We start from the raw sequence: 23,816 nt of genomic DNA, 5'->3' as shown, positions 1-23,816 counted from the left end.
TCCTTCAGAGGAATCTCGTGTGTTTTCCCGCTTGTGCATGACGATCACGCGGATAAGAGCCCCTCGGCGAAGCAAGTCGGCAGCATACCGCCGGACCGATTCGCGAACACCCCTCCTAGCGAAACGACCAGTCGTAGCCCCGCCTAACCGATTCACGGAGAGCGCATCCAGAACGAGGAACAGTCCGTCGGCGACACCACCGACAGCATCATCCATTGCCATGATCGACCGTCAGCCATCCGGTCCCATCCGTTGAATCGGATGGCTGATACATCAATCTGTACTCATACGAACCGTTTTGAGGAATCGACTTCTGTTCGTGCCCGCAATGGTAATACATCATGAATGTCGTCTGAGTCCCGGGTTTGTCTCTTCCATCTCTGCCGGCCACCATAGGATGCGGCTCGTGATACACAATCCTGTCTATACTGCATCCGCGGAAATCCGAAGCATCATTCTCGATATGCTTCGCTCCATCCAGAAGCGTCTCACGGGAGAATAACCGGGATTGCGATATCTCGATGACCGTTGAACTCGTATCGACCGTGAATTCCTTCCTGACAACCATTCCGAGACCGAACAGGATAACCGCAATCACGAGAACGACCGCAATCAGCCACACCACTGATAATCGAGTCCGACGAACCTTCATAGCCATCCCCCTCACCCCACCAAATCGTACTCATATCACCGCCGACCGGCGAAAAAGGCGGCGAGAAGCGCGGCGCACTCCCCCTCGCGCACGCCGCCATGCACCTCCGGCACATGCCCCACGTGCGGATCGCGCGGAATATCCCAAATCGAACCGCAGGCGCCGAGCTTCGCATCCCACGCGCCGAACACGATGCGCCCGATACGCGTCTGCAGGCACGCGCCCGCACACATCGGACACGGCTCCAACGTGACGACGAGCGTGCAATCGGCGAGATTCCAGTCGCCACGCGCGGCGGCGGCCTCGCGCATCGCGACGATCTCCGCATGGGCGAGCGGATCGCCGTCCGCCTCACGCGTGTTGTAGCCGCGGCCGATCACGGTGCCGGTCGCATCGTCGACCACGAGCGCACCCACCGGCACGTCGCCGGCGGCCGCCGCACGTCGGGCCAGCGCCAACGCCTCACCCATCTCCTCGTCGTATCGCATACCGACCAATGTACCGGTGGCCGGGTCCGTGAAGCCGGAACCCGACGCCTTTCCGCAGGGACATCACTCCGCAGGGATGCCTTCCGCAGCTTTCGGGCCTGCCGACCGGCAAACCCCGGAAAGCAGACACCGGAACCGACAGCCGACCCGGACGTGCCGTCAGATGCCGGAATCGGCATCCACCTGCATGACGTAGATGTTGCGCCTCAGCTCCTTGGCCTGGGAGCGGGAGATGTCGCCGGCCTCGAGCATGTCCTGCACCACGCCGAGCTCGATGGCGTAGCTTTGCTTCTTGACCTCCTCGGCCTGGCTGGCGGCCACGGCGCTGCCGGCCACGTTGGGCCGCGACTTGAGCGAGGCTTCGGCGCGACGGTAGTCGAGGATCAGGGCGGAGCAGAATTCGGTGTCGTACCTGTCGTACGTCATCTCCTCCTCGAGCATGGCGATCACGTGCTCGATGGCTTCGACCTGCAGCACGCGCGTGTGCGCGAAGATCTGGTCCTCGCTCACCAGCGGCGTGGTGCGGCGGATGCGGTTGACGGTGCGTTTCACGAGGTTCATGGTGCGGTGCCGCCATCCGCGCATGCGGCCGCTGATCTGCCATCCGAGCCTGCCGGAGTCCGGTCCGGCGGTGGTGTGGCGCAGCGTGTTCATGATCTGGTCGAGCATGCGTTCGCACGCCTCCACGTTGAGTTCCTGCGTGGCCTTGTCCATGCTGGGGTGCGCTTTGACGTCGAGGAGCCTGTCGTGCACGAATTCCTTCTCCCAGTTGAGCGCGCGGATCTGGAGGCGTCCGTAGCCCTGCGGGTCGAGTGCGCCGATGCGGTGCTTGAGCCGTCCGATGCGTTTCGTGTACGAGTCGATGACCATGAGCACGGCACGTCGGTTGTCCGGCGTGATGCGTCCGGTGAGTTCCTCGATGGTGCGTCGCAGCACTTCGATGGTGATTTCGGTGAGTTCGCCCACGTCGTCCTTGTGACGGTTGGGTGCGAGCAGCGGGAGCATGAAGTTGGCGAGCAGCAGCGTCATGACGATGACGCCGGAGGCGATGAAGATGAGTTCGTCGCGCATGGGGAACGGCGTTCCCGCGGCCAGATAGTAGGGGATGGTGAACATCAGCGACAAGGTGATGGTGCCTTTGGCGCCGCCGAACGTCATGACGGCGGCGGAGCGGAGGCGTTCGACGGTCATCTTGCGTCGTTTGCCGGTGTTCACGTCTCGTGCGATGCGCAGCATGGCCGTCACCCAGATGAACCGCAGCGCGATGACCACGCCGGTGACGAGCAGGATGACGCCGATGAGCAGCTGGTTGCTCACCCACGGATCGGACCAGCTGGCGGTCATGGCGCCGGGCAGCAGCATGCCGAGGAGGATGAACACGGCGCCGTTGAGCGTGAATGAGAGCACGCCCCACACGCTGGTGGCGACGATGTTGGTGCGCGCCACGTTGGGGCCGATGCCGGTGCGGTCGAAGCGGACCAGCAGGCCGGCGGCCACGACGGACAGGATGCCGGAGACGTGCACCTCCTCCGCGCCGAGGTACAGCAGGAACGGCAGGAACAGTTCCATGAGGATGCGCGTGGTGGTGGTCTCCCAGCCGAGCGAGCGGATGGTCTCGAACAGCCAGTTCGCGGCCAGTCCCACGACCACTCCGAACAGGGATCCGCCGATGAACGAGACGATGAAGTCGCCGGTGGCCTCGCCCACGGCGAATTCGCCGGTGACGGCGGCGGCGATGGCGAACTGGAAGCCGACGATGCCGGATGCGTCGTTGAACAACGATTCGCCTTTGAGCACGCCGCGTTGGCGCAGCGTGAGCGACGCCTCCTTGCCGAGCGAGCTGACGGCCACGGCGTCGGTGGGGCCGAGGGCCGCGCCCAACGCGAGCGCGGCGGCCAGCGGCATCGCGGGCCATATCGCGTGCAGCGCGAACCCGACGGCGGCCATCGTGGCGATGGCGAGGCCGATAGCGAGGGACAAACTGAGCTTGAGCGTCTTAAGCAGCGCGGACTTGTCAATCTCGTGCGCTTCGAGGTACAGCAGCGGCGCGATGAACAGCACCATGAACACTTCAGGGTTGAGGCTCACGTTGGGGAAGAACGGCAGCTGCGCCATGATCGCGCCCAACGCGATCTGCACGAGCGGCGTGGACACCTTGGGGATGAACCGGCTGAGGAACGACGACAGCACGACCGCCGCGATGATGCACAATATGAGTTCGACAACAGCCATGACGCTCTTTCCGGTTTCCTCGTCCCTCTCGTCGCCCGCTCTCCTCGGGCGTCGGCCAATGGTCCAGAGTATAGGAAACGGGTTAGGAAATCGTTAAGCACACGGCGTACGCGAGACGCGCTATGCATCCGCACCATGCACCCGGGCGGCGCACCCGCGCGGCGAACGTACGGTGCACCTGCGCGGAGCGCCTCACCGCGCGCGACGCGTGGCCTTCATCGCCACGAACACGGAACGCACGAGCAGCACGGACAGGTACACGGTGAACATGATCGCGCCGGTGCGCGGGGTGACCGCGGCGGCGAGCCAGGTGCCGAGCGGCGCGGTGACGGCGGCGACGACGCCGATGATGGCGGCCGCCTTGACATGCACCATATGCCGGCGCACGTTCGCCACGGACGTGGTGATGGAGTTGGGGAACATGGCGAGCAGCGAGGTGCCGCGCGCGATGAGGTCGCTCGCGCCGAACAGGATGGACAGCGCGGGCACGCAGATCGCGCCGCCGCCGATGCCGAGCAGTCCGGCCAGCACGCCGGCGACCAGGCCGAACGCGATGAGTCCGATCACGGTGCCGGCGTGCATGGCGATCTCGGAATCGCGCGACGGGTTCGACATGGCCTGGTTGACGATGACGAACGCGAGGAACACGACGAACACCCATCGCAGCACCACTTCCGGCAGCTTGGAGAGCAGCCACGAGCCGATCTGCCCACCGGCGAACATGCCGCCGAACACGAGCGCCGCGGCGATCCAGTCGACGTCGCCTTCGATCGCGTAGGAGATGACGCCGGAGACGGCGGTGGGCACGATGGCCATCATCGAGGTCGCGGCCGCATGCCGTTGGGTGAGACCGAGCCAGACCAGCGCAGGCACGATGACGGTGCCGCCACCGATGCCGAACAGGCCGGACAGGATGCCGACGAACACGCCGACGACGCCCATGATGATGAGGCCGCGCGGCGATTCGTCTAGATGGTTCTCGTCAAGGGTCCCGTCCCGGCTCTCCCGGTCCGCCCGGTTCTCACGGCTCTCCCGGTTCTCCCGGTTCTCGTCCCGGCCGTTGTCGTGTTTCTCGTCGATTGCTGCGATTGCTGCGTTCACGGCTTCAGTCTAAACGCGCCGTATGCGCCCGGCCCGTCCGGTTTCCACTTGTTGTCCGCCGGCCGCCCGCGACGCCGCCCGCGATACCGCACGCGACGCCGTCACCCCCGTCACAGGATGCCGGACGTGATGTCGTGGTCGAGCAGCCACTGCCGCAGGTCGGTGAGCTCCTCGAGGCTCACGTTGTGGTCGAGCGCGCGATAGCTCTTCGTGGTGAGCCACGTGTGCTCGTTCAGCCATGCCTGCGCGGCGAACAGCTCGTACTTGGGCACGACGTCGTCGTTCTTGCCGTACGTGTAGAAGACGGGGATGTTGTAGTTGTCGAGGATGCCGTCGGCCGGTGCGGTGCCGGGCACGGCCCCCGGCGCGAGATAGCCGGATAGGGAGACGGCGGCGCAGTACCGGCGCGGGTTGACGCGCAGCAGGTGCGTGGCGAGCAGGCCTCCTTGAGAGAAGCCGAGCGGCACGACCTGGCGTTCGTCGGCGAGGTTGTTGCCGACCCACCGGTCGATGGACCGGGCCATCTCGTAGGCATCGCGGTCGAGGTCCTCGCCCATGGGCACGCGTTCGGTGAACCATGCGTAGGCGCCGGGCGAGAACGCGTCGCCGCCGGACAGCCGGATGGGCCCGCGCAGGGAGGCGTAGTCGTTGTACGGCGCGATCTGGCGCATGAGGTCGGACATCTCCATCTCGTTCGATCCCCAGCCGTGCAGGCAGAGGAACAACGGGTGCGTGGGGTGGGTGGCCCCGCCGCCCCGCGAGTATTGGGCGATGGTCAGGTCGATGCTCATGGCGTCCACTCTATTCCTGTTGGCCTTGTTGCGTGCCTGTGGTGTCGGTTGTTCCGACGGTGTCGAGTTTGCCGCCCCACTCCTGTTCCAGCAGGGTCATCGCGTCCTTGCCGCCGAACGCCACCCACCTGCCGCCGGCGAGGAGGCTCCAGTCACCCTGCGCCTGCGTATCGTCGGCGTGCTCGTCGAGCAGTTCGACGACCTTCGTCTCGAGCGGCGTGCGGTACAGTCCGGCGGCGGTGTCCGATTCGAACAGCGCGTAGGCCACGCGCGTGGTGGGGCAGACGGCCACGACCTGCACGCCCGGGTAGGCGTGCACGTCCACGTCGGTCCAGCCGCCTTCGCAGGTTCCGGTGACGCGTTCGATGCTGTACCGCATGCCGTCCTCGCTGCCGACCGGCGCTTCGTCGCGCATGGCGGGACGGATCAGTCCGGCCGGAAAGAGGATGCCGACGACCACGCCGAGTGCGAGCAGCAGCACGGCGAGGAACATGGCGACGAGTCCCGTCGCCCCGGTGCCGCGGCGACTCGTGTTGCGCGGTCGGCTGGCTTTGGCCGCGATGACGAGGATGAGGGTCACGCCGATGAGGGTGGCGCAGGCGATGGCGATGAACCGTCCGGGGACGGTGCCGTTCGGGTCGAGGTAGGCGGGGGCGAGTTCGTGGGCCGCGGAGGCGCCTCCCAGCGCGATGGAGCCGAGGCCGGTGAGCAGGGCGAGTGCGGAGCATACGCGACTGCCGGTGTCGGCCCGCTCTCCCACGCGGTAGATGGTTTCGTGGGGCCGGATGCCGGGCGATGCGGTTGCAGGACGTGTCCGTCCGCGTGCGGGCACGCGTCCGGCCTGTTCGTAGTCGTCTTCCAGGTGGTCGAAATCGTCCGCCATCTATCGTCCCCTTCGTTCGTATGCCACATCGCCTTCCGCGTCCAGTCTAGCCCGGGGGCGCGGTTCCTCCATAGGTCTGCGGGATGAATGTCCGATGGAGAGGAGGCGACGATGGCGGAAACGGAAAACCCCGGCGGGGTCACCGCCGGGGCCAGAGAAAGGAGAGAGAAGAAGAAAGGTTCAGTTGTCGGGAACTTGCGCTCCGGGCCGGCGCTCTTGCCGACATGTCCTAGATAACCATACGTTCCTGTGCTTCCCTCCACCGTTGCCTGTGGATTTCCTGAAAGTCTCGGGCGCCCGGACGCCCGCCGCATGCGGGGAGGCCCGTGAATCCCGGGAAGCTGATGGGCCCATAGTTCCGGGTGGGCGTTAGACTGGCTGGTTAGGTGTATCCCGTCCATCGATTCGTTGAGGTGAGTTCATGCTGCTGTCCGACCGCGACATTCTGGCCGCGCAGGCCGAAGGTCATATCTCGCTTGAGCCGTGGACCCCCGAGATGGTGCAGCCCGCATCCATCGACGTGCGTCTCGATCGTTTCTTCCGCCTGTTCAACAACCACGCGTACACGTATGTGGATCCGGCGGAGAACCAGGGTGCGCTCACCGAGCAGTTCGAAGTGCAGCCGGACGAGCCGTGGATCCTGCATCCCGGCGAATTCGCCCTCGGCTCCACGTGGGAGTATGTCAAGCTCGATCCGACGATCGCCGCCCGTCTGGAGGGCAAGAGCTCGCTGGGCCGTCTCGGCATCCTCACCCACTCCACCGCCGGGTTCATCGATCCGGGCTTCGAGGGGCATATCACGTTGGAGCTGAGCAACGTCTCGACGCTGCCGGTGAAGCTGTGGCCGGGCATGAAGATCGGCCAGATGTGCTTCTTCCAGCTCAGCTCCCCCGCCGAGCATCCGTACGGCTCCAACGGCGTGGGATCGCATTATCAGGGCCAGCGCGGGCCCACCCCCAGCCGTTCGTACGTGAATTTCTACCGCGCTCACATCGACGACTGACCGCCGCCACCGGCATTCCGCCGCAGCGGCCGTCGCACGGGCCGCCGCCACGCATTCCAAGCATTGAGGAGACATGATGACCGACCCCACGATGGGTGAGTTCCACTTCGATTTCCAGAACAAGAACCCGCAGGACAAGACCGGGCGGGACGACCCGCAGGCCACGCAGGCGTTCACGCCCGATTGGCAGCAGTCCGCGGGAGCCGGTGCCGCCGCGCAGCAGTCACCGGTGACGCCGGCCGTCCAGCCCACGCCCGTCGCGCCGACCGCCGGCACGGATCCGCAGGCGACGCAGGCATTCACCCCGCAGTTCGACGTGTCGTTCGACATGCCCGGCGCCGTGTCCGCGCAGTCGCCTTTCGTCTCCTCCCCCGTCACACCGGTCACTCCCGTCACGCCGGTCACTCCCGTTGCTCCGTCGACGCCCGTCGTGCCGGCGTCGATGACCGCTCCGACCGCTCCCGCTCCGGCCTCCCTGCCCACGCCGTCGCTGCCGCCGGTACCGCTGCCCACGCCGCAGGAACGGCAGGAACAGGCCACGCAGGCCGTGCCGGTCCCGCAACCGACCACCGACCCCGGCCAGGAGACCCAGGCGTTCGTGCCGGACTTCGTCCAGGCGGTGAACGACGCCGCACAACGGCAGGCCGCGCAGCCCACGCAGGCCATCACGCCGACGCCCGCCACGGAACAGCCCACGCAGGCGTTCACCCCGGCCGACCAGCCCACCATGGCGTTCACGCCGGCGCAGACGCCGCAGCAGCCCCAGGCCGCACCGGCCGCCGGCCCCCAGCCGGGCGAGACTGTCGTCTTCAGCCCGCTGGAAGGTGCCACCACCGCCATGCCCACAACCGTCGAACCGGCGGAGCCCGCCGCCAGCGAGGCGGCCACCCAGGTGTTCCAGCCGGGCATGATGGACCGGATCGCGGCGGAGAACGCGGCGAAGCCGGTCTCCATGCCGCCGTCCATCGCCCCGGAGGACTTCTACGAGGACGACGACTCCGCCAACAACGGCGACGACGACGGACGCGACGGCGCCGAAGGCAACGGCAAGAACGGCGGCAAGCGCAAGCTGTCCAAGGGACAGATCGCCGGCATCGTGGCGGCGGTCATCGTCGTCATCGCGCTCATCGTGGGCGGCGTCCTCTGGTTCCGCTCCAACAGCGGCGACCTGACGGTCGCGGTGTGCAACAGCGCGAAGTCGAAGTACGAGAAGTCGTCCAAGGCGCTGACGGACGAGGCGGCGAAGGCCAAGCAGACCGCCGACGGCACCACGTCCACGCAGGTGAGCGACGTGAACACGCTCACCACCCTCAACCAGGCCATCACCGACGCGGGCTCCATCACCACGGACGCCAGCTGCAGCGCCGACATGAGCCAGTCGGACCTCAAGACGAACGTGCAGAAGTTCAAGGACGCCAAGAAGCAGGCCGACGACCAGCTCGACACCCTCAAGCAGGCCGAAAGCGCGGTGACCAAGAGCAAGACCACCAAGACCACCGATTCGCTGAAGAACGACCTCAACAGCACGATCTCCAGCGCGCAGAACCTGCTCACCTCCTCCGACGGCCAGGTGCAGGACGACAGCACGCGCACCGCGCTGCAGACCGCCATCACCAACGCGAACAACGTGGTGAACAACTCGAAGTCGTCCGACGACGACATCACCAACGCCAAGACGCAGCTGCAGACCGCCATCGACAACGTGAACAACTCCATCACCGCCAAGCAGGAAGCGGACAAGCAGGCCGAACTGCAGCGCCAGCAGGAGGAGGAGCAGCGCCGCCAGCAGGAGGAGCAGCAACAGCAGGACAGCCAGGACCAGTCCGGCGACGGCACTTCGGACGGCACCGCGGACAACGGCGGCGGCACCACCTACAGCGACGGCCAGTGAGCCGGCGTTGACGCGGGTGGGCGGCCTGCGCGGGCACCTGCCCACCCGCGCAGGCCGCATCGCGTCGGACCACGCGAACCGCAATCGCACGCATAGATCGCACGCTTAGCGTGCATGCCAACGAACGCGCATACGAAAAGGGGGAGGTCCCATACGGCACACGCCGTATGGGACCTCCCCCTTATGCGATGGCCCTACCACCGGGCGCTCACTTGCGCGCCATCGCCCGCAGCACGCACTTGCGCAGCTCGGAGGCGACGAGCACGAACGCGGCCAGACCGATGCATTCGAGCCATGCCATCGGCGAGAGCGGGGTCGTGCCGAACGCGCCGTTGAGGAACGGCACGTAGATCACGACGAGCTGCAGCACCACGGACAGGCCGATCGCACCCCACAGCCACTTGTTCGAGAACAGGCCCACGAATGCGGACTGCGCGTGGGAGCGGGAGGCGATCGCGTTGAACAGCTGCGCGAACACGAGGATGGTGAAGCCCATCGTGCGGGCCTCGACCATCTGCGCCTCATGGCCGAGCGCGTCGACGGAACGGTCGGTGAACAGGCCTCCGGCCAGGTGCATGTCCATGCCGATCAGCGTGACGGCGGCCATGATGACGCCGATGTAGATGATGTCGCCCCACATCGAGGCGTCGATGACGCGGTCGGTGACCTTGCGCGGGCCGCGGTTCATCACGTCCTCGGTCTGCGGGTCGACGCCCATCGCGAGCGCCGGGGCGGCGTCGGTGAGCAGGTTGATCCACAGCAGCTGGGTGGCGAGCAGCGGCACGGTGACGCCCTGCGTGCCCGGCTGGGTGATGCCGAGGAAGCCAGCGAGCACCACGCCGAAGAACACGGTGAACACCTCGCCCACGTTGCTCGAGAGCAGGTAGCGCAGGAACTTGCGGATGTTGTCGAAGATCACGCGGCCTTCGCGCACGGCGGCCACGATGGTGGAGAAGTTGTCGTCGGCGAGAATCATCTTCGCGCTCTGCTTGGTGACCTCGGTGCCGGTGATGCCCATCGCGACGCCGATGTCGGCGGTCTTGACGGCCGGGGCGTCGTTGACGCCGTCGCCGGTCATCGCGACGATGTTGCCTTGGCGCTGCAGCGATTCGACGATGCGCAGCTTGTGTTCCGGCGCCACGCGCGCGTACACGGACACCTCGGAGGTGGCCTTGTCGAACGCCTTCGTGCCCTTGCCGTCGCCGGTCGCGGCGTCGCGGGCGGCGAGCTCGTCGAGCTGGTCGCCGGTGAGGGCCTTGCCGCCCTTCTCGATGATGCCGAGGTCGGAGGCGATGCGGGCCGCGGTAAGCGGGTGGTCGCCGGTGATCATGACGGCGCGGATGCCGGCGCGGTGCGCTTCGGCCACGGAGTCGCGGACCTCGGTGCGCGGCGGGTCGATGATGCCGACCATGCCGTTCCAGATGAGGTCGGTCTCGATTGCCTCGGACTGGTCGGCGATGTCGGTCACCTGGCCGGCGGCGTTGGCGCGCACGCCGGGCACCTCGGACAGGTTGGCGGTGCCGAGCGGACGGTACGCCTCGCCCAGCGTGCGGTACGCCTCGGAGGAGAGGCGTTCGACGGTGGCGAGGATGGTCTGCCGGTCGCCTTCGGTGAGCGGACGCACCTGTCCGCCGACGGCGATGCGCGAGCAGTAGCCGAGCAGCACGTCCGGCGCGCCCTTGGCGAATACGGTGAGCTTGCCGCCTTCGGTGGCGTCCTTCGCGATGATCGACATGCGCTTGCGCTCCGACGTGAACGGCACTTCGGCGACGCGCGCGAACTGTTCGTAGCCCTTCATCGCGCCGGTTTTGCGGGCGGCGACGATGAGGGACACCTCGGTGGGGTCGCCGACGATCTCCCACGTGCCGTGCTCCTCGCGCAGGTCGCCGTCGTTCGCGAGCGTGCCGACGGCGAGCGTCGCGAGCGCCTCGGCCTTGAGGGCCGGGCTGTCAGCGAGCGGGGAGCCGTCCGCGGCGACCATCTTGCCTTCCGGCGCGTAGCCGGTGCCGGTGATCTGCACTTCGCCGCTCGGGGTGACGACGCGTTCGACGGTCATCTCGTTGCGGGTGAGCGTGCCGGTCTTGTCGGAGCAGATGACGGACGCGGAACCGAGCGTCTCGACGGAGTGCAGCTTCTTGACGATGGCGTTGTGCATGGCCATGCGCTGCACGCCGAGCGCGAGCACGACGGTGAGGATGGCGGCCAGGCCCTCGGGCACGGCGGCCACGGCGAGGGAGACGGCGAGCAGCAGGGAGTCGATGACGTCCTGCGTGGTGTGGAAGCCCTCAAGCAGGGCCAGGGCGGCGAGCACGACGGCCGCGATGATGCACACGGCGATGCCGAGAATCTTGGAGACGTAGTCCATCTCCTTCTGCAGCGGCGTCTGCTCGTCGTCGGTGGCGGACAGGAGGTCGGCGATCTTGCCGACCTGCGTGTTCATGCCGGTGCCGGTGACGATGGCGCGGCCGGTGCCCTGCGTGACGGACGTGCCGTTGAAGATCATGTTGGTGCGGTCGCCCAGCGCCTTGGCTTCGGGCAGCGTGTCCGGCTTCTTGCCGACGGGCACGGATTCGCCGGTGAGGCTCGCCTCCGCGATGCGCAGGCTTGCGGCGGAGACGAGTCGGCCGTCGGCGGAGACGGAGTCGCCTTCCGCGAGCACGATGATGTCGCCGGGGACGACGTCGGCGGTGTTGGTGCGCACGACCTTGCCGTCACGCAGCACGGACGTCTGGGGCGCGGTCATCTGGGCGAGCGCCTCGACGGCGGCCTCGGCCTTCGCCTCCTGGATGTAGCCGAGCACGGCGTTGACGATGAGGATGAGGACGATGACGAGGGCGTCGAACGGGAGCGGCTCACCGCCCTCGGCGCCCGCGTGGCCACGCTCGATGAACCACGCGATCACGGAGATGACGGTGGCGGCGAGCAGCAGGTAGACGAGCGGGTCCTGGAACTGGGCCAGGAACTTCTTCCACTTGGGCACGGGCGGCGCGCTGGCCAGCTCGTTGGGGCCGAAACGTTCCAGACGCCGCTTGGCCTCGGCCGAACTCAGGCCCCGGGCCGGGTCCACATCCAGCGCCTTGGCGACCGCGGCCGCGTCGGTCAGGCTCGGGTCGATGTCGTTGAGCAGCGCCTGCTGGGCGCGGGTTTCCTCTGATATGGCGCTCTCGTTCGTTGCGAGCGCTGCGGATTGATCCTTCTGATCAACCATGGTGTTCTCCTTGGTATAGCCGCGGAGTAGTCAGCCCGTCTCTCGTCTGCCGGTTGTCTCTCCGGTGCGCGACGGACTGCGCGGTTATGGGCACCGGCGCGACTGCCGCCGATGCATACGGTTGCCATTATTCCACATGGTCGATTCCCACCGGCGAAACATGGCGGGCCGCGTTGTCGAATAAGCCGCCGGACGGTCGCCGAATCAACCGCCGGGCGACCGGCCCGCACCCCGCGTTCCCCGTATGTTCCCTTAGGTTGGGCCTTGTGAGACAATGGCCCTTATGGTTACGAAGAAAGGACCGACCAAGGGGTCGGGTGGCAAGCATCGCAACGCGCTCCGCGGCAGGGGACCGACGCCCAAGGCCGAGGACCGCGTCTACCACAAGGCGTACGCGGCGAAGAAGGCGGCGGAACGCCGCAGGATGGCCGATCCGCGGCTGGCGGCCCGCCGTCGCGTCGACAAGTTCGCCTCGGCGGACACCACTGATCTGGTGTTCGGCCGCAACTCCGTGCTCGAGGCGCTGCGCGTGGGCGTGCCCAGCTCCACGCTGTACGTGCTCTCCCGCATCGAGCATGACGACCGCACGCGCGAGATCGTGAAGCTCGCCGGCACGCACAACGTGCACATGCTCGAGGCCGATCGCCTGGAGATGGACCGCATCGCCCGCTCCGGCAACCATCAGGGTGTGATCCTCAAGGTGGAGCCGTACCAGTACGCCTCGCTCGCCGAGCTGGCGGATCGTGCGGACCGCAGGTCGAAGGCCATGGAGGCCGCGAACTCCGAAGCCGCGCGTCTCGCCGCGCGTCCGCTGTTCATCGCGTTGGACGGCGTCACCGACCCGCAGAACCTCGGCGCGGTGATCCGTTCCGCGGCCGCGTTCGGCGCGAACGGCGTCATCCTGCCGGAGCGTCGTTCCGCCTCGGTGAACGCGGCGGCGTGGAAGGTGTCGGCCGGAGCGGCCGCGCACCTGCCGGTGTGCCGCGTGGTGAACCTCACGAAGGCCATCGAAAGCCTCAAGGAACGCGGCTACTACGCGGTGGCGCTGGACGGCGGCGGCAGCAGCCTTGTCGGCGGGACCGGCTTCGAGACCGACCCGCTGGTGGTCGTGCTCGGATCGGAAGGCAAGGGCGTGAGCCGTCTCGTGCGCGAGACGTGCGACGCCGTCGCCGGCATCCCGATCTCCAGCCAGGTCGAATCACTCAACGCATCCGTGGCGGCGGGCATCAGCCTGTACGCCGTGGCCGAGGCCCGACGCAAGGCCATCGCCGCAGCGAAGGCACAGGAGCAGCGGTCCTGACCCCACCGCACGGCCGGTCCGCGCACATGGAGGCGCGCGGACCGGCCGCGATGCGCTGAGGCATCGGACATCACAGAACACAGCAGTAACGAAAAACCGGAAGTGTAAGGATCGGCAATGCAATCCGCAATGAATCTTTCACAGTTGGACCCTCGCGCGGCGAAGGCCACGTCGGTGCAGGCCGCGGACGAATCGGCCGCCACGGCGGAGCCGCAGGCGTTGAAGATCACCGCAGCCAGCTCGAACCCGAAGATGTTCACGCTGCCGTGGCACAAGCCGCTGGCCACCTGGCCGGACGAGCTGCTCGCCAACCTGCCGCGAGGCATCTCCCGCCACGTGGTGCGCTTCGTGCACGTGGGCGACGAGGTGTACGCGATGAAGGAGATCACCCGTCAGATGGCCGAGCGCGAGTACGAGATCCTGCGCCGCCTGCAGAAGCTCGAACTGCCGGCCGTCCGCCCGATCGCCGTGGTGACGGGCCGCCACAGCAAGGAGGGCGAGCCGCTCGAGGCGATCCTGGTGACCAAGCACCTCAAGTTCTCGCTGCCGTACCGCGCCCTGTTCGCGCGCAACCTGCAGAACGACACCGCCGAACGTCTCATCGACGCGCTGGCCGTGCTGCTGGTGCGCCTGCACCTGGCCGGCTTCTACTGGGGCGACGTGTCCCTGTCGAACGTGCTGTTCCTGCGCGACGCCGACGCGTTCTCCGCGTTCCTCGTGGACGCCGAGACCGGCGACCTGCAGGTCAACCTCACCAACGGCCAGCGCAAGTACGATATCGACCTGGCGCGCACGAACATCATCGGCGAACTCATGGATCTGAGCTCCGGCAAGCTGCTGCCCGGCGACGTGGACGAGATCGAGGTGGGCAACCGCCTGGTGGAGCGCTACCACTCGCTGTGGAGCGCCCTGACCGACACCGACAAGTTCGGCCCGGACGAGATGTGGAAGATCGAGAAGCGCGTCAACAAGCTCAACGAGCTCGGCTTCGACGTGGACGAGCTGGAGATGAAGACCGAGGAGGGCGGCAAGCGCGTGCTGGTCCGTCCGCGCGTGGTCGACGCCGGCTACGCGAACCGCAAGCTGCTGCGCCTCACCGGCCTCGACGTGCAGGAGAACCAGGCGCGTCGCCTGCTCAACGACCTCGACGCCTACCGCGCCTCCACGTGGCGTGACGGCGAGGATCTGGAGATCGTGGCGACCGATTGGATGCGCGAGGTGTTCGAGCCGACCGTGCGTTCGATTCCGGCGAAGTACCGTTCGCAGATCGAGCCGGCGCAGTTCTTCCACGAGGTGCTCACCCACCGCTGGTTCCTCGCGGAGAAGGCCGGCCATGACGTGCCGATGAGCGAGGCCGTGACCAGCTACATCCAGGACGTGCTGCCGAAGCAGATGCTCGACAAGAAGGACATCGACACGCTGCTCGAGGAGGCGGATTCCGGCGTCATCGACGACGAGTCCACCTACTACGACAACGATGACGACGGCTACAATCCGGACTTCGATCCGGACGCGGCCGTCTGGGCGCACTGACGATCCGGTCTCGGCCGCGGTCCAGCCGCGCATGTCCCGCTGACGAAGGGCCCCGGCCGGACCGACCATAGCGAAGACCCCCGTAACGACGTCACGGGGGTCTTCGCATACGCATGCGCATCGGAGCCGCACGCATGACGTGTATACAAACGACGTGCATACAAAAGAAGCCCCGCGACAGAGCGGGGCTTCTCCAACGAGACGATTAGAGAGGAAGAGAGACGTCTCGTTTAATGGTTGACCGGGCCAACAACCGTCCGGCCAAGTGTTATCAGTTCAGACGCAGCTCGGTCGACGGAGCGAACAGGTGCATCTTGGCCGGGTCGATCTTGATCTTGACGGTCTGGCCGACCTTCGGCAGCGCACGCGGGTTCACACGGACCGTGGTGAGCTTGTTCTGGTCGGACATGACCTGGGCTTCCTCGGCGGCGGAGCCATCGGTGATGATGTTGCCGTAGATGTAGCCGTCGGAGCCGAGATCCTCGACGTTCACGACCTTCAGGGAGAAGGCGTTGGGGTCGTCGGACGGGGCCAGGGAGGCGTCCTCCGGACGGAAGCCGACGACGATCTTGCCGCCGTCCTCCGGGGTGAGCTTGTTGACGGCCTCGGCCGGCAGGTCCACGGTGTCCTCACCGATCTGGGCCTTGCCGTTGACGACCGGGTGGACGTTGATGTTCATGGACGGGGAGCCGATGAAGCCGGCGACGAAGACGTTGGCCGGGCGATCGTACAGCTCGGTCGGGGCGCCGACCTGCTGCAGGATGCCGAGCTTGATGACGGCGATGCGGTCGCCCATCGTCAGAGCCTCGGTCTGGTCGTGGGTCACGTACAGGGTGGTGACGCCCAGCTGACGCTGGAGGGCGGCGATCTGCGTACGGGTCTGGACACGGAGCTTGGCGTCGAGGTTGGACAGCGGCTCATCCATGAGGAAGACCTTCGGCTTACGCACGATGGCGCGGCCCATGGCGACACGCTGACGCTGGCCACCGGAGAGGGCCTTCGGCTTGCGGTCGAGGTACTCGGTGAGGTCGAGGATCTTGGCGGCCTCTTCGACGCGCTTGCGGATCTCCTCCTTCGGGGTGCCGGCGATCTTCAGGGCGAAGCCCATGTTGTCGGCCACGGTCATGTGCGGGTACAGCGCGTAGTTCTGGAACACCATGGCGATGTCGCGGTCCTTCGGCTGCATGGTGGTGACGTCCTTATCACCGATGAGGATGCGGCCCTTGTTGACCTCTTCGAGGCCGGCCAGCATGCGCAGCGTGGTGGACTTACCACAGCCGGAGGGGCCGACGAGGACGAGGAACTCGCCATCCTTGATATCAAGGTTCAGATCATCCACGGAGGGCTTGTCGTTGCCCGGGTAGATACGAGTGACGTGGTCGAAAATGACTTCAGCCATGGTTTGTTCATCCTTTCAGAGGCAGGTACGTGCCTCACGATCCGTTGTAAAGGGATTACTGCTTTGTGTTTCTTTACTGTGCTTTGATTCGTTCGTCGCCCTCGACCGCATCGCTGCAATCTCCGACAACCCGCAAACCTCGGCGTTTACTTATCGGATTCCGCACATCACTGCTCGGAATCTGTGGAACACTATACACGAATGTCGCCGCCCGTCAAAGAAAGCGCTTTCGCTGGGCGTTTCGTGTCACTCCGTCGCGTTGTCCCGACGGACTTCCACACGCTCGGAGCCCTTCTCGCGCATGGCCTCCTGCATGGCGCCGACCCACTGGACGCGCATCTGGCGCCAATCCTCGCGCATGTCGTGGAAGAGGTCCGCCAGACCGGGGTGGGCGTCGGCGGCCCGCTCGTCGGAGCCCTTGGACATGGCGAGGCGCAGCAGCCCCAGCAGGTCGCGCAGCGTGTCCGGGATCGTCTCGTCGCCGTCGCCATGCTCCACGTCCCGGCGCAGGCCCTCGATGCGCCGACGCATCAGGTCCGCGTCCTCCGGGTCGATCTTGAGCCCGGCGATGAGCGACTGGCGGATGGTCTCGTAGTCGAGGTTGGCGAAGAAGTTGAGCTGCTGGAGCTTCATGAACCCCTTAAGTTCGGGGAACCGGCCGACGACGTACGCCTCGCGGTCGTCGGCGGCCTTCATCCAGTCGCGCATCAGCTGCGGGTCCAGGCCGGCGGTGATCGACCCCTCGCGCATGCGGTAGTGGTACAGCGCCTCGGGGATGCGCACCACGCGTGTGGCGGCGCCGATCACCTCGCAGATGCGCGAGAGATCCTCGATCTTGCGCCCCACGGGGAACGAGAACCCGCTGCCCTGATAGGTGGACGCCGGCGCGAGGAACGCCCAGAAGTAGCCGTCGATCTCGGCCTTGACCTGCATTTTGACGGCCTCGACGGGCGTGAGCACCTGCACGTGCGAGAAGTCGTTGTGCCGGTAGTCGGAGAGCAGCGGCCTGCCGGAATCGGAGATCGTGTCGAACTGGAACATCACCAGGTCGGCGTCGTACTCGTGCATCGCCTTGAGGCAGTCCTCCACGAGGTTCGGGGCGAGGGTGTCGTCGGAATCGGCGAAGTAGATGTACGCGCCGGTCGCCTGGGCGATGCCGGCGTTGCGCGCGTCGGACAGGCCGCCGTTGGCCTTGTGGATGACGCGCACACGCGGGTCGCGTGCGGCCCACGCGTCGCACATCGCGGGGCATTCGTCGGGCGAGCCGTCGTCGACAAGCAGGATCTCGAGGTTCCGGTACGTCTGCGCCGTGACCGACGCGACGCACGCGTCGAGGTACGCCGCCACCTTGTATACGGGGATGACGACGCTGACCAGCGGTTCGCCGACGGGCGCCGCCGCCGGCGTCACCTCCGGCGCGGCGGACGATGCGGACGGTTCCTGCTGCGACTCACGTTCCATGCGCACCAGCGTAACGCCGTCGGGCGAACGGGACGTGAAGAGAGGAGGCGAACGCGGGCGCGGGCCATGGGCACGCCCATCCCGCATCCGTCACCGTCCCACCACCGTCGGATCCGTGCCACCACCGTCGGATCCGCGCCAACACCGTCGAGTCCGTGCCAACGCCGTCGGCGGAAAGCCAACGTCATCTGCGGCCATACACCCGTTGGCACGGAAACGACGCCTACGGAGCCCCCAGCGTCGTTTCCGTGCCAAGATCGGCACACATACGCCGCTGATGACGTCATCAGCATCGCCGGCGTGCCACAGAGTGGCCGGAAACGCCGCGCAAACCTCCTAAGCGTCGGTTCCGCACCAGGCTTGGCACGGAAACGACGCCTACGGAGCCCGGAAGCGCCACGGACGGCACCGTGCAACACGCATGGCCGGCGACGGCCGGCACATATGCTCCGGCATACCCGGGCCATGGATAGGATGGGTGCCATGAGTGATTTGAGCGCGTTGAACCTCCGTCCGGGCGAGGTGGTGGGCGGCTACACCCTCATCTCCCGGCTGGGTTCCGGCGCGATGGGTTCGGTGTGGCGCGTGCACGACGACGGCGGACAGGTGTATGCGATGAAGATCCTGCGCGATTCGCTGTCCGACGAGGCGTCCGGCGACGGCGCGGACCCCGGCGTGCGGACACCGCAGGACCCGAACCTCAAGGAGAACGTCACCGCGCGCGAGCGCCTGCGCCGCGAGGCGATGGCGCTGAAGCGCGTGGACCATCCCGGCGTGTGCGGCATCGTCGACATGGAGCTCGACGACGCGGTGGCGTTCATCGTCACCGAACTCATCGAAGGCAAGAACCTCAAGGACGACGTGGCCGCGAACGGCAAGTACGTGGGCGACGACCTGGAGCGGCTCGCCCGCAAGCTCATCGACGCGGTGCGCGCCGTGCACGCGGCGGGCATCATCCACCGCGACATCAAGCCGACGAACGTGATGGTGTCCGCGTCCGGCCCGGTGCTCGTCGACTTCGGCATCGCGATGGGCGAAGGCGAAAGCCACGTGACGCGCACCGGCCTGGTGATGGGCACGCCGGGGTTCATCGCCCCGGAGATCATCGACGGCGCCGAATCGAGCGAGGCGACCGACTGGTGGTCGGTCGCCTCGGTGCTCGCGTTCGCCGCCACCGGCGAGCCGGTGTTCGGCACAAAGCCGATGATGGCCGTCCTGGAGCGTGAGGCGTCCGGCAACGCGAATCTCGCCGGCCTGCCGGTGCATACGCTGACCGCGTTCCGCAGCGCCCTCAATCCCGATCCCGCGAAGCGGTGCACGCCCGATCAGCTGCTGCACGCCATCGCGTTGGACGCGCTGATCCCGTTCGCCGCGCTCGACGACGACACGCTCGACAGCACCCTGCCTCATACGACGGGCGACGCCACCGAGGTGATGCGCCCTTTTGACGGCGACGCCACGGCCGTCCTGTCCGACGCCCCGTCCGGTCTGTCCGGCACGGCGGCGCTTCCCGGCACGCGGATGATGCCGGCGACCGCCGCCACGGCCGTCATGCCGCCCGCCGCGTCGGCGCGCGCCGCATGGCGCGACGGCGATGACTGGGACGCCGTGACGGACGCGACGCGCGCGTTGCGTCCGGACCAGTGCACGGTGGCGTTGGCCAGCGATCCGCTCGACGCCGACGACGCCACGGCCATGCTCGCCGACGATGGGGTGCCCGACGTCCCGGCCGTCCTGCCGTCGCGTACCCGGGTGATGCCCGCGATGCGGCATGGCTGGGACATTCCGGACGGTTCCGGACGGACGACGGACGAATCGCGTCGCCGGTTGCGACGGCTTGCGGGCACGTCGGACGACGACGGGACGGCGGCCGCCGAAGAGCCGGAGGAGACGGACGGACCGGAGGAGATGCCGCCCGCCTACGTGCCGTATCGCCCGCAGCAGGAGACGGCATCGGACGGAGGCGTCGGTTCCGCGACCGCCGCGTTGCCGCCGCAGACCCCTGCGACGGACGCCCGTCCGGGCGTCGCGCCCGTGACGGGCACGGTGCCGGCGTTCCTGCGTGAGCCGGCGACGCAGGCGACCGCCGTCATGCCTCCGACCGGGAACGGCGCGCCCGCCACCATGCCGGTCACGCCGATGCGGCCCATGCCGATGCAGTCCGCACCGATGCCGGTCTCGGGATTCCCGCAGCCGCCGCGGATGGGACCGCAGATGGGACCGACGGCGCCCAACCCGGCCGTCGAGGCGCGCATACGCTATCTCCAGCGAGGCAAGGCGCCGCTGTTCGCGTTCACCGTGGTGCCGGCCGTCGCGGCGGTCATCACGCCGACCGCCGGCGTCGTGGCGGCCGCCGTCATCTTCTGGGTGCTGCTCACCATCGGGTGCAGCGCCGACGCGCAGCTCACCCGCGAGGAGCGCCGCGGCGGCGAACGCAGGGGCTCGGACGCGGCCATGCGCGCCGTGCAGATGCCCTGGCATCTGCTCAAGGCGCTGGCCATGGCCGTGGCGCGCACGCTGCTGTTCCTGCTCGTCGACGTGGCCGGCATGACCGCGCTCGTCCTGGTGTTCCAGCTGCCGGTCACGCCCACGCCCACGCCGGGCGGCATCTGGCCATATCAGGTGCCCTGGCCGGTCGAGGGGCCGCTGTCCGCCACGGGCGCGGCACTTGCGTTCATGGCCGCCGCGGCATGGCTCGTCGCCGCGTTCTGGCCGTACACGGCCACGTTGCGGCTCGGTGCCGGCGTGACGCGCGGCAATCCGCCGGTGGCGTAGTTCACCCGGAATTCAACGATGGAGCCCCGTATTGTGCGGGGCTCTGGGCTAGACTGGCGCTCAATGCCCGTCCACACCCCGCATCGCGGCCGTCTGTGGACCGGGGCTGGTCTTCGGTTTGATATTGGGGAAAGGACATACCACCGATGGCATCGAACGCGAACAAGACGGACAAACGCAAGACGCGCGCCGCGCGCCGCGCGGCCGAGGAGGCCGCCGCGAAGGCGAGGGCGGAGCAGGCGGCGAAGGAACGCCGGCAGCAGACCATCATCGGCGCGATCGTCGTGGCCATCGTGGCCGTCCTGGCGCTCGTCGCCGGCATCGCGCTGTGGAAGGCGCACACCTCGGCCGCCGGCAGCGACATGACCGTCCAGGAGGCGTACGACGCGCTGCAGAAGGTGGAGGACAAGCCGAGCACCGCCGACGACAAGGGCGGCGTCATCCTGTCCAAGGACGGCGTGGGCAAGACCGTGGACGACGCCCCCACCGTGGCCGTCTACATGGACTTCATGTGCTCCGGCTGCGGCAACTTCGAACGCACCGCGGGCGAGACGATCACCAAGCTGGTCGAGGCCGGCCAGATCGACCTGGAGCTGCATCCGATGTCGTTCGGCGACCGCTGGAGCTCCGACGAGTACTCGACGCGCGCCGCCAACATGCTGCTGTCCATCACCGAGCAGGACAAGGACGCCAGCCACATCCTCGGCTTCATCACGAACATGTACGCCGAGGACTTCCAGCCGGCCGAGAACTCCGGCAAGAAGACCTCCGACGACCAGATGAAGAAGCAGGCCGTCAACGCGGGCGTGGCGCAGAAGGTGGCCGATGCCGCCGTGACCGACAAGTACACCAAGTGGCTGGACGCCATCGACACGTACACGCCGAAGCGCACCGAGCTGGCGAACGTCTCCGGCCAGCTCAAGGGCTCGATGACCACGCCGACGGTCACCATCAACGGCCACTTCTGGGACATGAACCAGCTCTCCACCGCCTCGCTGACGGCGGACAAGGGCCTGGTGGAGGCCCTGGGCCTCACCGATGACCAGGTGGGCCAGGAGGGCACGCTGCCGTCCATCGGCGCCAGCGGCAAACCGATCTCCCTCACCACCGGCAAGTGACGTCGTCATGGGCCGCCCGCTCGGGCGGCCCATGGTGTATGCTGGTCTCCCGCGCGTGTGCCGCGAAGGGCAACACGCGCATGCCTCTTTAGCTCAGATGGCCAGAGCGGCCGCCTTGTAAGCGGCAGGTCGTCGGTTCGATCCCGACAAGAGGCTCGTCGTGTTCAGGGATGGCGTATACTAGTTGTGCGCCGGGGGCGCGATACAGACTTAACACGGGTAAGCGTCTAGGAGCCTTCCCCCGATTTTGGTTCCCTAGACAGGGCAGGAGTGTCCCCCAACCAACTCCTGTCCCGGTTACAGGGGCGGGAACTTCCCCTTCTCTCCCGCCCCCTTTTTTCTTTTTCTTTGCACTTGTTGCGCTACGATGGCACCGGTATGCCCGGTCGCGCCAACGCGCCGAATTCCGGGCGGGAAAGAGGTATGACTATGGCACGGCGATGGACCCCGCAACGATTCGTGATGTTGCGCCGTATCCGTGTGGCCGTGTGCGTGGTGGCGGTGGTCGCCGCCTCGGCCGCGGGCTTCGGATTCTCCACCCGCAAGGCGGTGGCGCTGGACGTGAACGGCAAGACCACCACCGTCGAGACCTACGCGATGACCGTGGACCGTCTGCTCGAGGAGCAGGGCGTCGACGTGAAGACGCACGACGTGGTGAAGTCCTCCTCCGGCAGCACGCTGACGGACCATGCGGTGGTGAGCGTGCGCAGCGCCTATCAGACCACGGTGAACGTGGACGGCGAGGAGATCCCGTTCTGGACCGTGGCGGACAGCGCCGACCAGCTCATCGGCTTCTTCAAGGCGAACGAGAAGCAGGCGCAGCAGGTCACCGTCAACATCGACAACATCTACAACCAGCTCACCGGCGGCCTGGTCATCAACAAGGAGGGCCCGGTGACGGTGATCGCCGACGGCAAGACCTCCGTAGCCCCGAACGGCAAGCTGCCGGCCGCATCCATCCTCGATTCCAAAGGCATCAACGTGGGCAAGGAGGACCGCGTCAGCGTCACCGAGGACGGCGGCAAGACCATCCTGCGCGTGCAGCGCGTGACCCACGGCCAGGAGACCCGCGTCAAGACGGTGCCGTACGGCACGCAGACCGTCATCGACTCCTCCCTGGATCCGGGGCAGACGGTCATCCAGCAGGAGGGCCAGAACGGCGAGATCACGCAGGTGTACGACGTGACGTACGTGGACGGCGTGGCGGAGAGCGAGACGCTCGTCAGCGAGACCACCACGAAGATCGCGCTCGACAGGATCGTGGCCGTCGGCCCGGAGAAGGTCGAGGACCCGCAGGACACCAGCAACGGCCAGGCGGACGCCGGCAAGAACAACTCGAAGAACGACGACTCCGACACGTCCAAGAACGACAAGACGGACAAGAACGACTCCGGCAAGGACGATTCCAAGAACGACTCCGGATCGAACAACTCGGGCAACTCCTCGAACTCCGGTTCGAACAATTCCGGCAACTCGGGCAACTCCAACAACTCCAATAACTCGGGCAACTCGAATTCGGGCAGCTCGAACAAGCCCAACAACTCCGGCAACTCCTCCAATTCCAACAACTCGGGCAACTCCAACTCCGGCAATTCCGGCAATTCCGGCAACTCCGGCAACTCGGGATCCTCGTCCAACTCCGGCAGCGGCCGCCTGTGGCACCCCACCGTGGCGCAGGCGCAGACCTACGCGGCCGCGGCCGCCGCGCAGCGCGGATGGACCGGCACCGAGTGGGACACGCTCGTGTGGCTGTGGAACAAGGAATCCGGCTGGCTGTGGTACGCCGACAACCCCTGGTCCGACGCCTACGGCATCCCGCAGGCCCTCCCCGGCTCCAAGATGGGCACCGGCTGGAAGGACGACGGCGCCGTCCAGATCGACTGGGGCCTGAGCTACATCGCGCAGCGCTACGGCTCCCCCACCAAGGCGAAGACCTGGTGGCTCGCCCACAACTGGTACTGATCGGCGGAGCGTTCCGCGC

Annotated in this window: 16 protein-coding genes and 1 tRNA gene; 8 read left to right on the top strand and 9 right to left on the bottom strand. The window is 67.1% G+C overall.

Annotation, left to right across the window (positions count from 1 at the left end; genetic code table 11):
- Positions 1-208: 208 nt before the first annotated feature.
- From KIH78_RS08490 to KIH78_RS08465, 6 genes are all read right to left on the bottom strand, one after another.
- Entirely contained in the window at positions 209-658 is a 450-nt protein-coding gene (locus tag KIH78_RS08490) for a hypothetical protein (protein ID WP_219132007.1), read from the bottom strand.
- Positions 659-687: 29 nt separating this feature from the next.
- The gene (locus tag KIH78_RS08485) at positions 688-1,140 is read right to left on the bottom strand and encodes a nucleoside deaminase (RefSeq protein WP_219132006.1); all 453 of its coding nucleotides are present in this window, start codon (positions 1,138-1,140) and stop codon (positions 688-690) included.
- Between the two features lie 159 nt (positions 1,141-1,299).
- Complete coding sequence (locus KIH78_RS08480; RefSeq protein WP_214314719.1) at positions 1,300-3,372, bottom strand: Na+/H+ antiporter; 2,073 nt, start codon at positions 3,370-3,372, stop codon at positions 1,300-1,302.
- Positions 3,373-3,564: 192 nt separating this feature from the next.
- Positions 3,565-4,473, bottom strand: a complete 909-nt coding sequence (locus KIH78_RS08475; protein WP_338024133.1) for a sulfite exporter TauE/SafE family protein — start codon at positions 4,471-4,473, stop codon at positions 3,565-3,567.
- A 110-nt stretch (positions 4,474-4,583) separates the two neighbouring features.
- Positions 4,584-5,264: an alpha/beta hydrolase gene (locus KIH78_RS08470; protein ID WP_219132005.1), complete on the bottom strand. Its 681-nt coding sequence runs from the start codon at positions 5,262-5,264 to the stop codon at positions 4,584-4,586.
- Between the two features lie 10 nt (positions 5,265-5,274).
- Positions 5,275-6,147: a hypothetical protein gene (locus KIH78_RS08465; RefSeq protein WP_219132004.1), complete on the bottom strand. Its 873-nt coding sequence runs from the start codon at positions 6,145-6,147 to the stop codon at positions 5,275-5,277.
- Between the two features lie 421 nt (positions 6,148-6,568).
- On the opposite strand from KIH78_RS08465, the gene dcd reads away from it, so the two are divergent.
- Positions 6,569-7,150 (top strand): dCTP deaminase, encoded by a 582-nt coding sequence (gene dcd, locus KIH78_RS08460; RefSeq protein WP_214314705.1) that lies wholly within the window; start codon positions 6,569-6,571, stop codon positions 7,148-7,150.
- Between the two features lie 73 nt (positions 7,151-7,223).
- Positions 7,224-9,041: an FIVAR domain-containing protein gene (locus tag KIH78_RS08455; protein WP_219132003.1), complete on the top strand. Its 1,818-nt coding sequence runs from the start codon at positions 7,224-7,226 to the stop codon at positions 9,039-9,041.
- Between the two features lie 208 nt (positions 9,042-9,249).
- Here KIH78_RS08455 and KIH78_RS08450 read toward each other — a convergent pair whose 3' ends face one another.
- Positions 9,250-12,249, bottom strand: a complete 3,000-nt coding sequence (locus tag KIH78_RS08450; RefSeq protein WP_219132002.1) for a cation-translocating P-type ATPase — start codon at positions 12,247-12,249, stop codon at positions 9,250-9,252.
- Between the two features lie 283 nt (positions 12,250-12,532).
- Between KIH78_RS08450 and rlmB the strand changes: the two genes are divergently transcribed.
- Both rlmB and KIH78_RS08440 read left to right on the top strand, forming a co-directional pair.
- A complete protein-coding gene (rlmB, locus tag KIH78_RS08445) occupies positions 12,533-13,549 on the top strand; it encodes a 23S rRNA (guanosine(2251)-2'-O)-methyltransferase RlmB (protein WP_214314699.1) in 1,017 nt (338 codons plus the stop codon).
- A gap of 129 nt (positions 13,550-13,678) precedes the next feature.
- Positions 13,679-15,082: a DUF4032 domain-containing protein gene (locus KIH78_RS08440; RefSeq protein WP_219132001.1), complete on the top strand. Its 1,404-nt coding sequence runs from the start codon at positions 13,679-13,681 to the stop codon at positions 15,080-15,082.
- 271 nt (positions 15,083-15,353) lie between these two features.
- On the opposite strand, the gene KIH78_RS08435 is transcribed toward KIH78_RS08440, so the two are convergent.
- Both KIH78_RS08435 and KIH78_RS08430 read right to left on the bottom strand, forming a co-directional pair.
- Complete coding sequence (locus KIH78_RS08435) at positions 15,354-16,481, bottom strand: ABC transporter ATP-binding protein (protein WP_214314697.1); 1,128 nt, start codon at positions 16,479-16,481, stop codon at positions 15,354-15,356.
- Between the two features lie 246 nt (positions 16,482-16,727).
- Positions 16,728-17,858 carry a glycosyltransferase family 2 protein gene (locus tag KIH78_RS08430; RefSeq protein ID WP_274608288.1) on the bottom strand — a complete coding sequence of 377 codons (1,131 nt, stop codon included), beginning with the start codon at positions 17,856-17,858 and terminating at the stop codon, positions 16,728-16,730.
- 558 nt (positions 17,859-18,416) lie between these two features.
- Here KIH78_RS08430 and KIH78_RS10665 point away from each other — a divergent pair.
- The 4 genes from KIH78_RS10665 to KIH78_RS08410 all read left to right on the top strand — a co-directional run bounded on the left by KIH78_RS10665 (position 18,417) and on the right by KIH78_RS08410 (position 23,797).
- The gene (locus KIH78_RS10665; RefSeq protein ID WP_236034523.1) at positions 18,417-20,717 is read left to right on the top strand and encodes a serine/threonine-protein kinase; all 2,301 of its coding nucleotides are present in this window, start codon (positions 18,417-18,419) and stop codon (positions 20,715-20,717) included.
- Between the two features lie 146 nt (positions 20,718-20,863).
- On the top strand, positions 20,864-21,835 hold the full coding sequence (locus tag KIH78_RS08420) for a DsbA family protein (protein ID WP_219131999.1): 972 nt from the start codon (positions 20,864-20,866) through the stop codon (positions 21,833-21,835).
- A gap of 82 nt (positions 21,836-21,917) precedes the next feature.
- Positions 21,918-21,991, top strand: a tRNA-Thr gene (locus KIH78_RS08415).
- 273 nt (positions 21,992-22,264) lie between these two features.
- Positions 22,265-23,797: an aggregation-promoting factor C-terminal-like domain-containing protein gene (locus KIH78_RS08410; RefSeq protein ID WP_219131998.1), complete on the top strand. Its 1,533-nt coding sequence runs from the start codon at positions 22,265-22,267 to the stop codon at positions 23,795-23,797.
- Positions 23,798-23,816: the final 19 nt, after the last annotated feature.

The organism is Bifidobacterium saguinibicoloris (genome assembly GCF_019331725.1).
Classification (GTDB): Bacteria; Actinomycetota; Actinomycetes; order Actinomycetales; family Bifidobacteriaceae; genus Bifidobacterium; species Bifidobacterium saguinibicoloris.
This window is presented reverse-complemented; position numbering and strand designations above follow the sequence as displayed.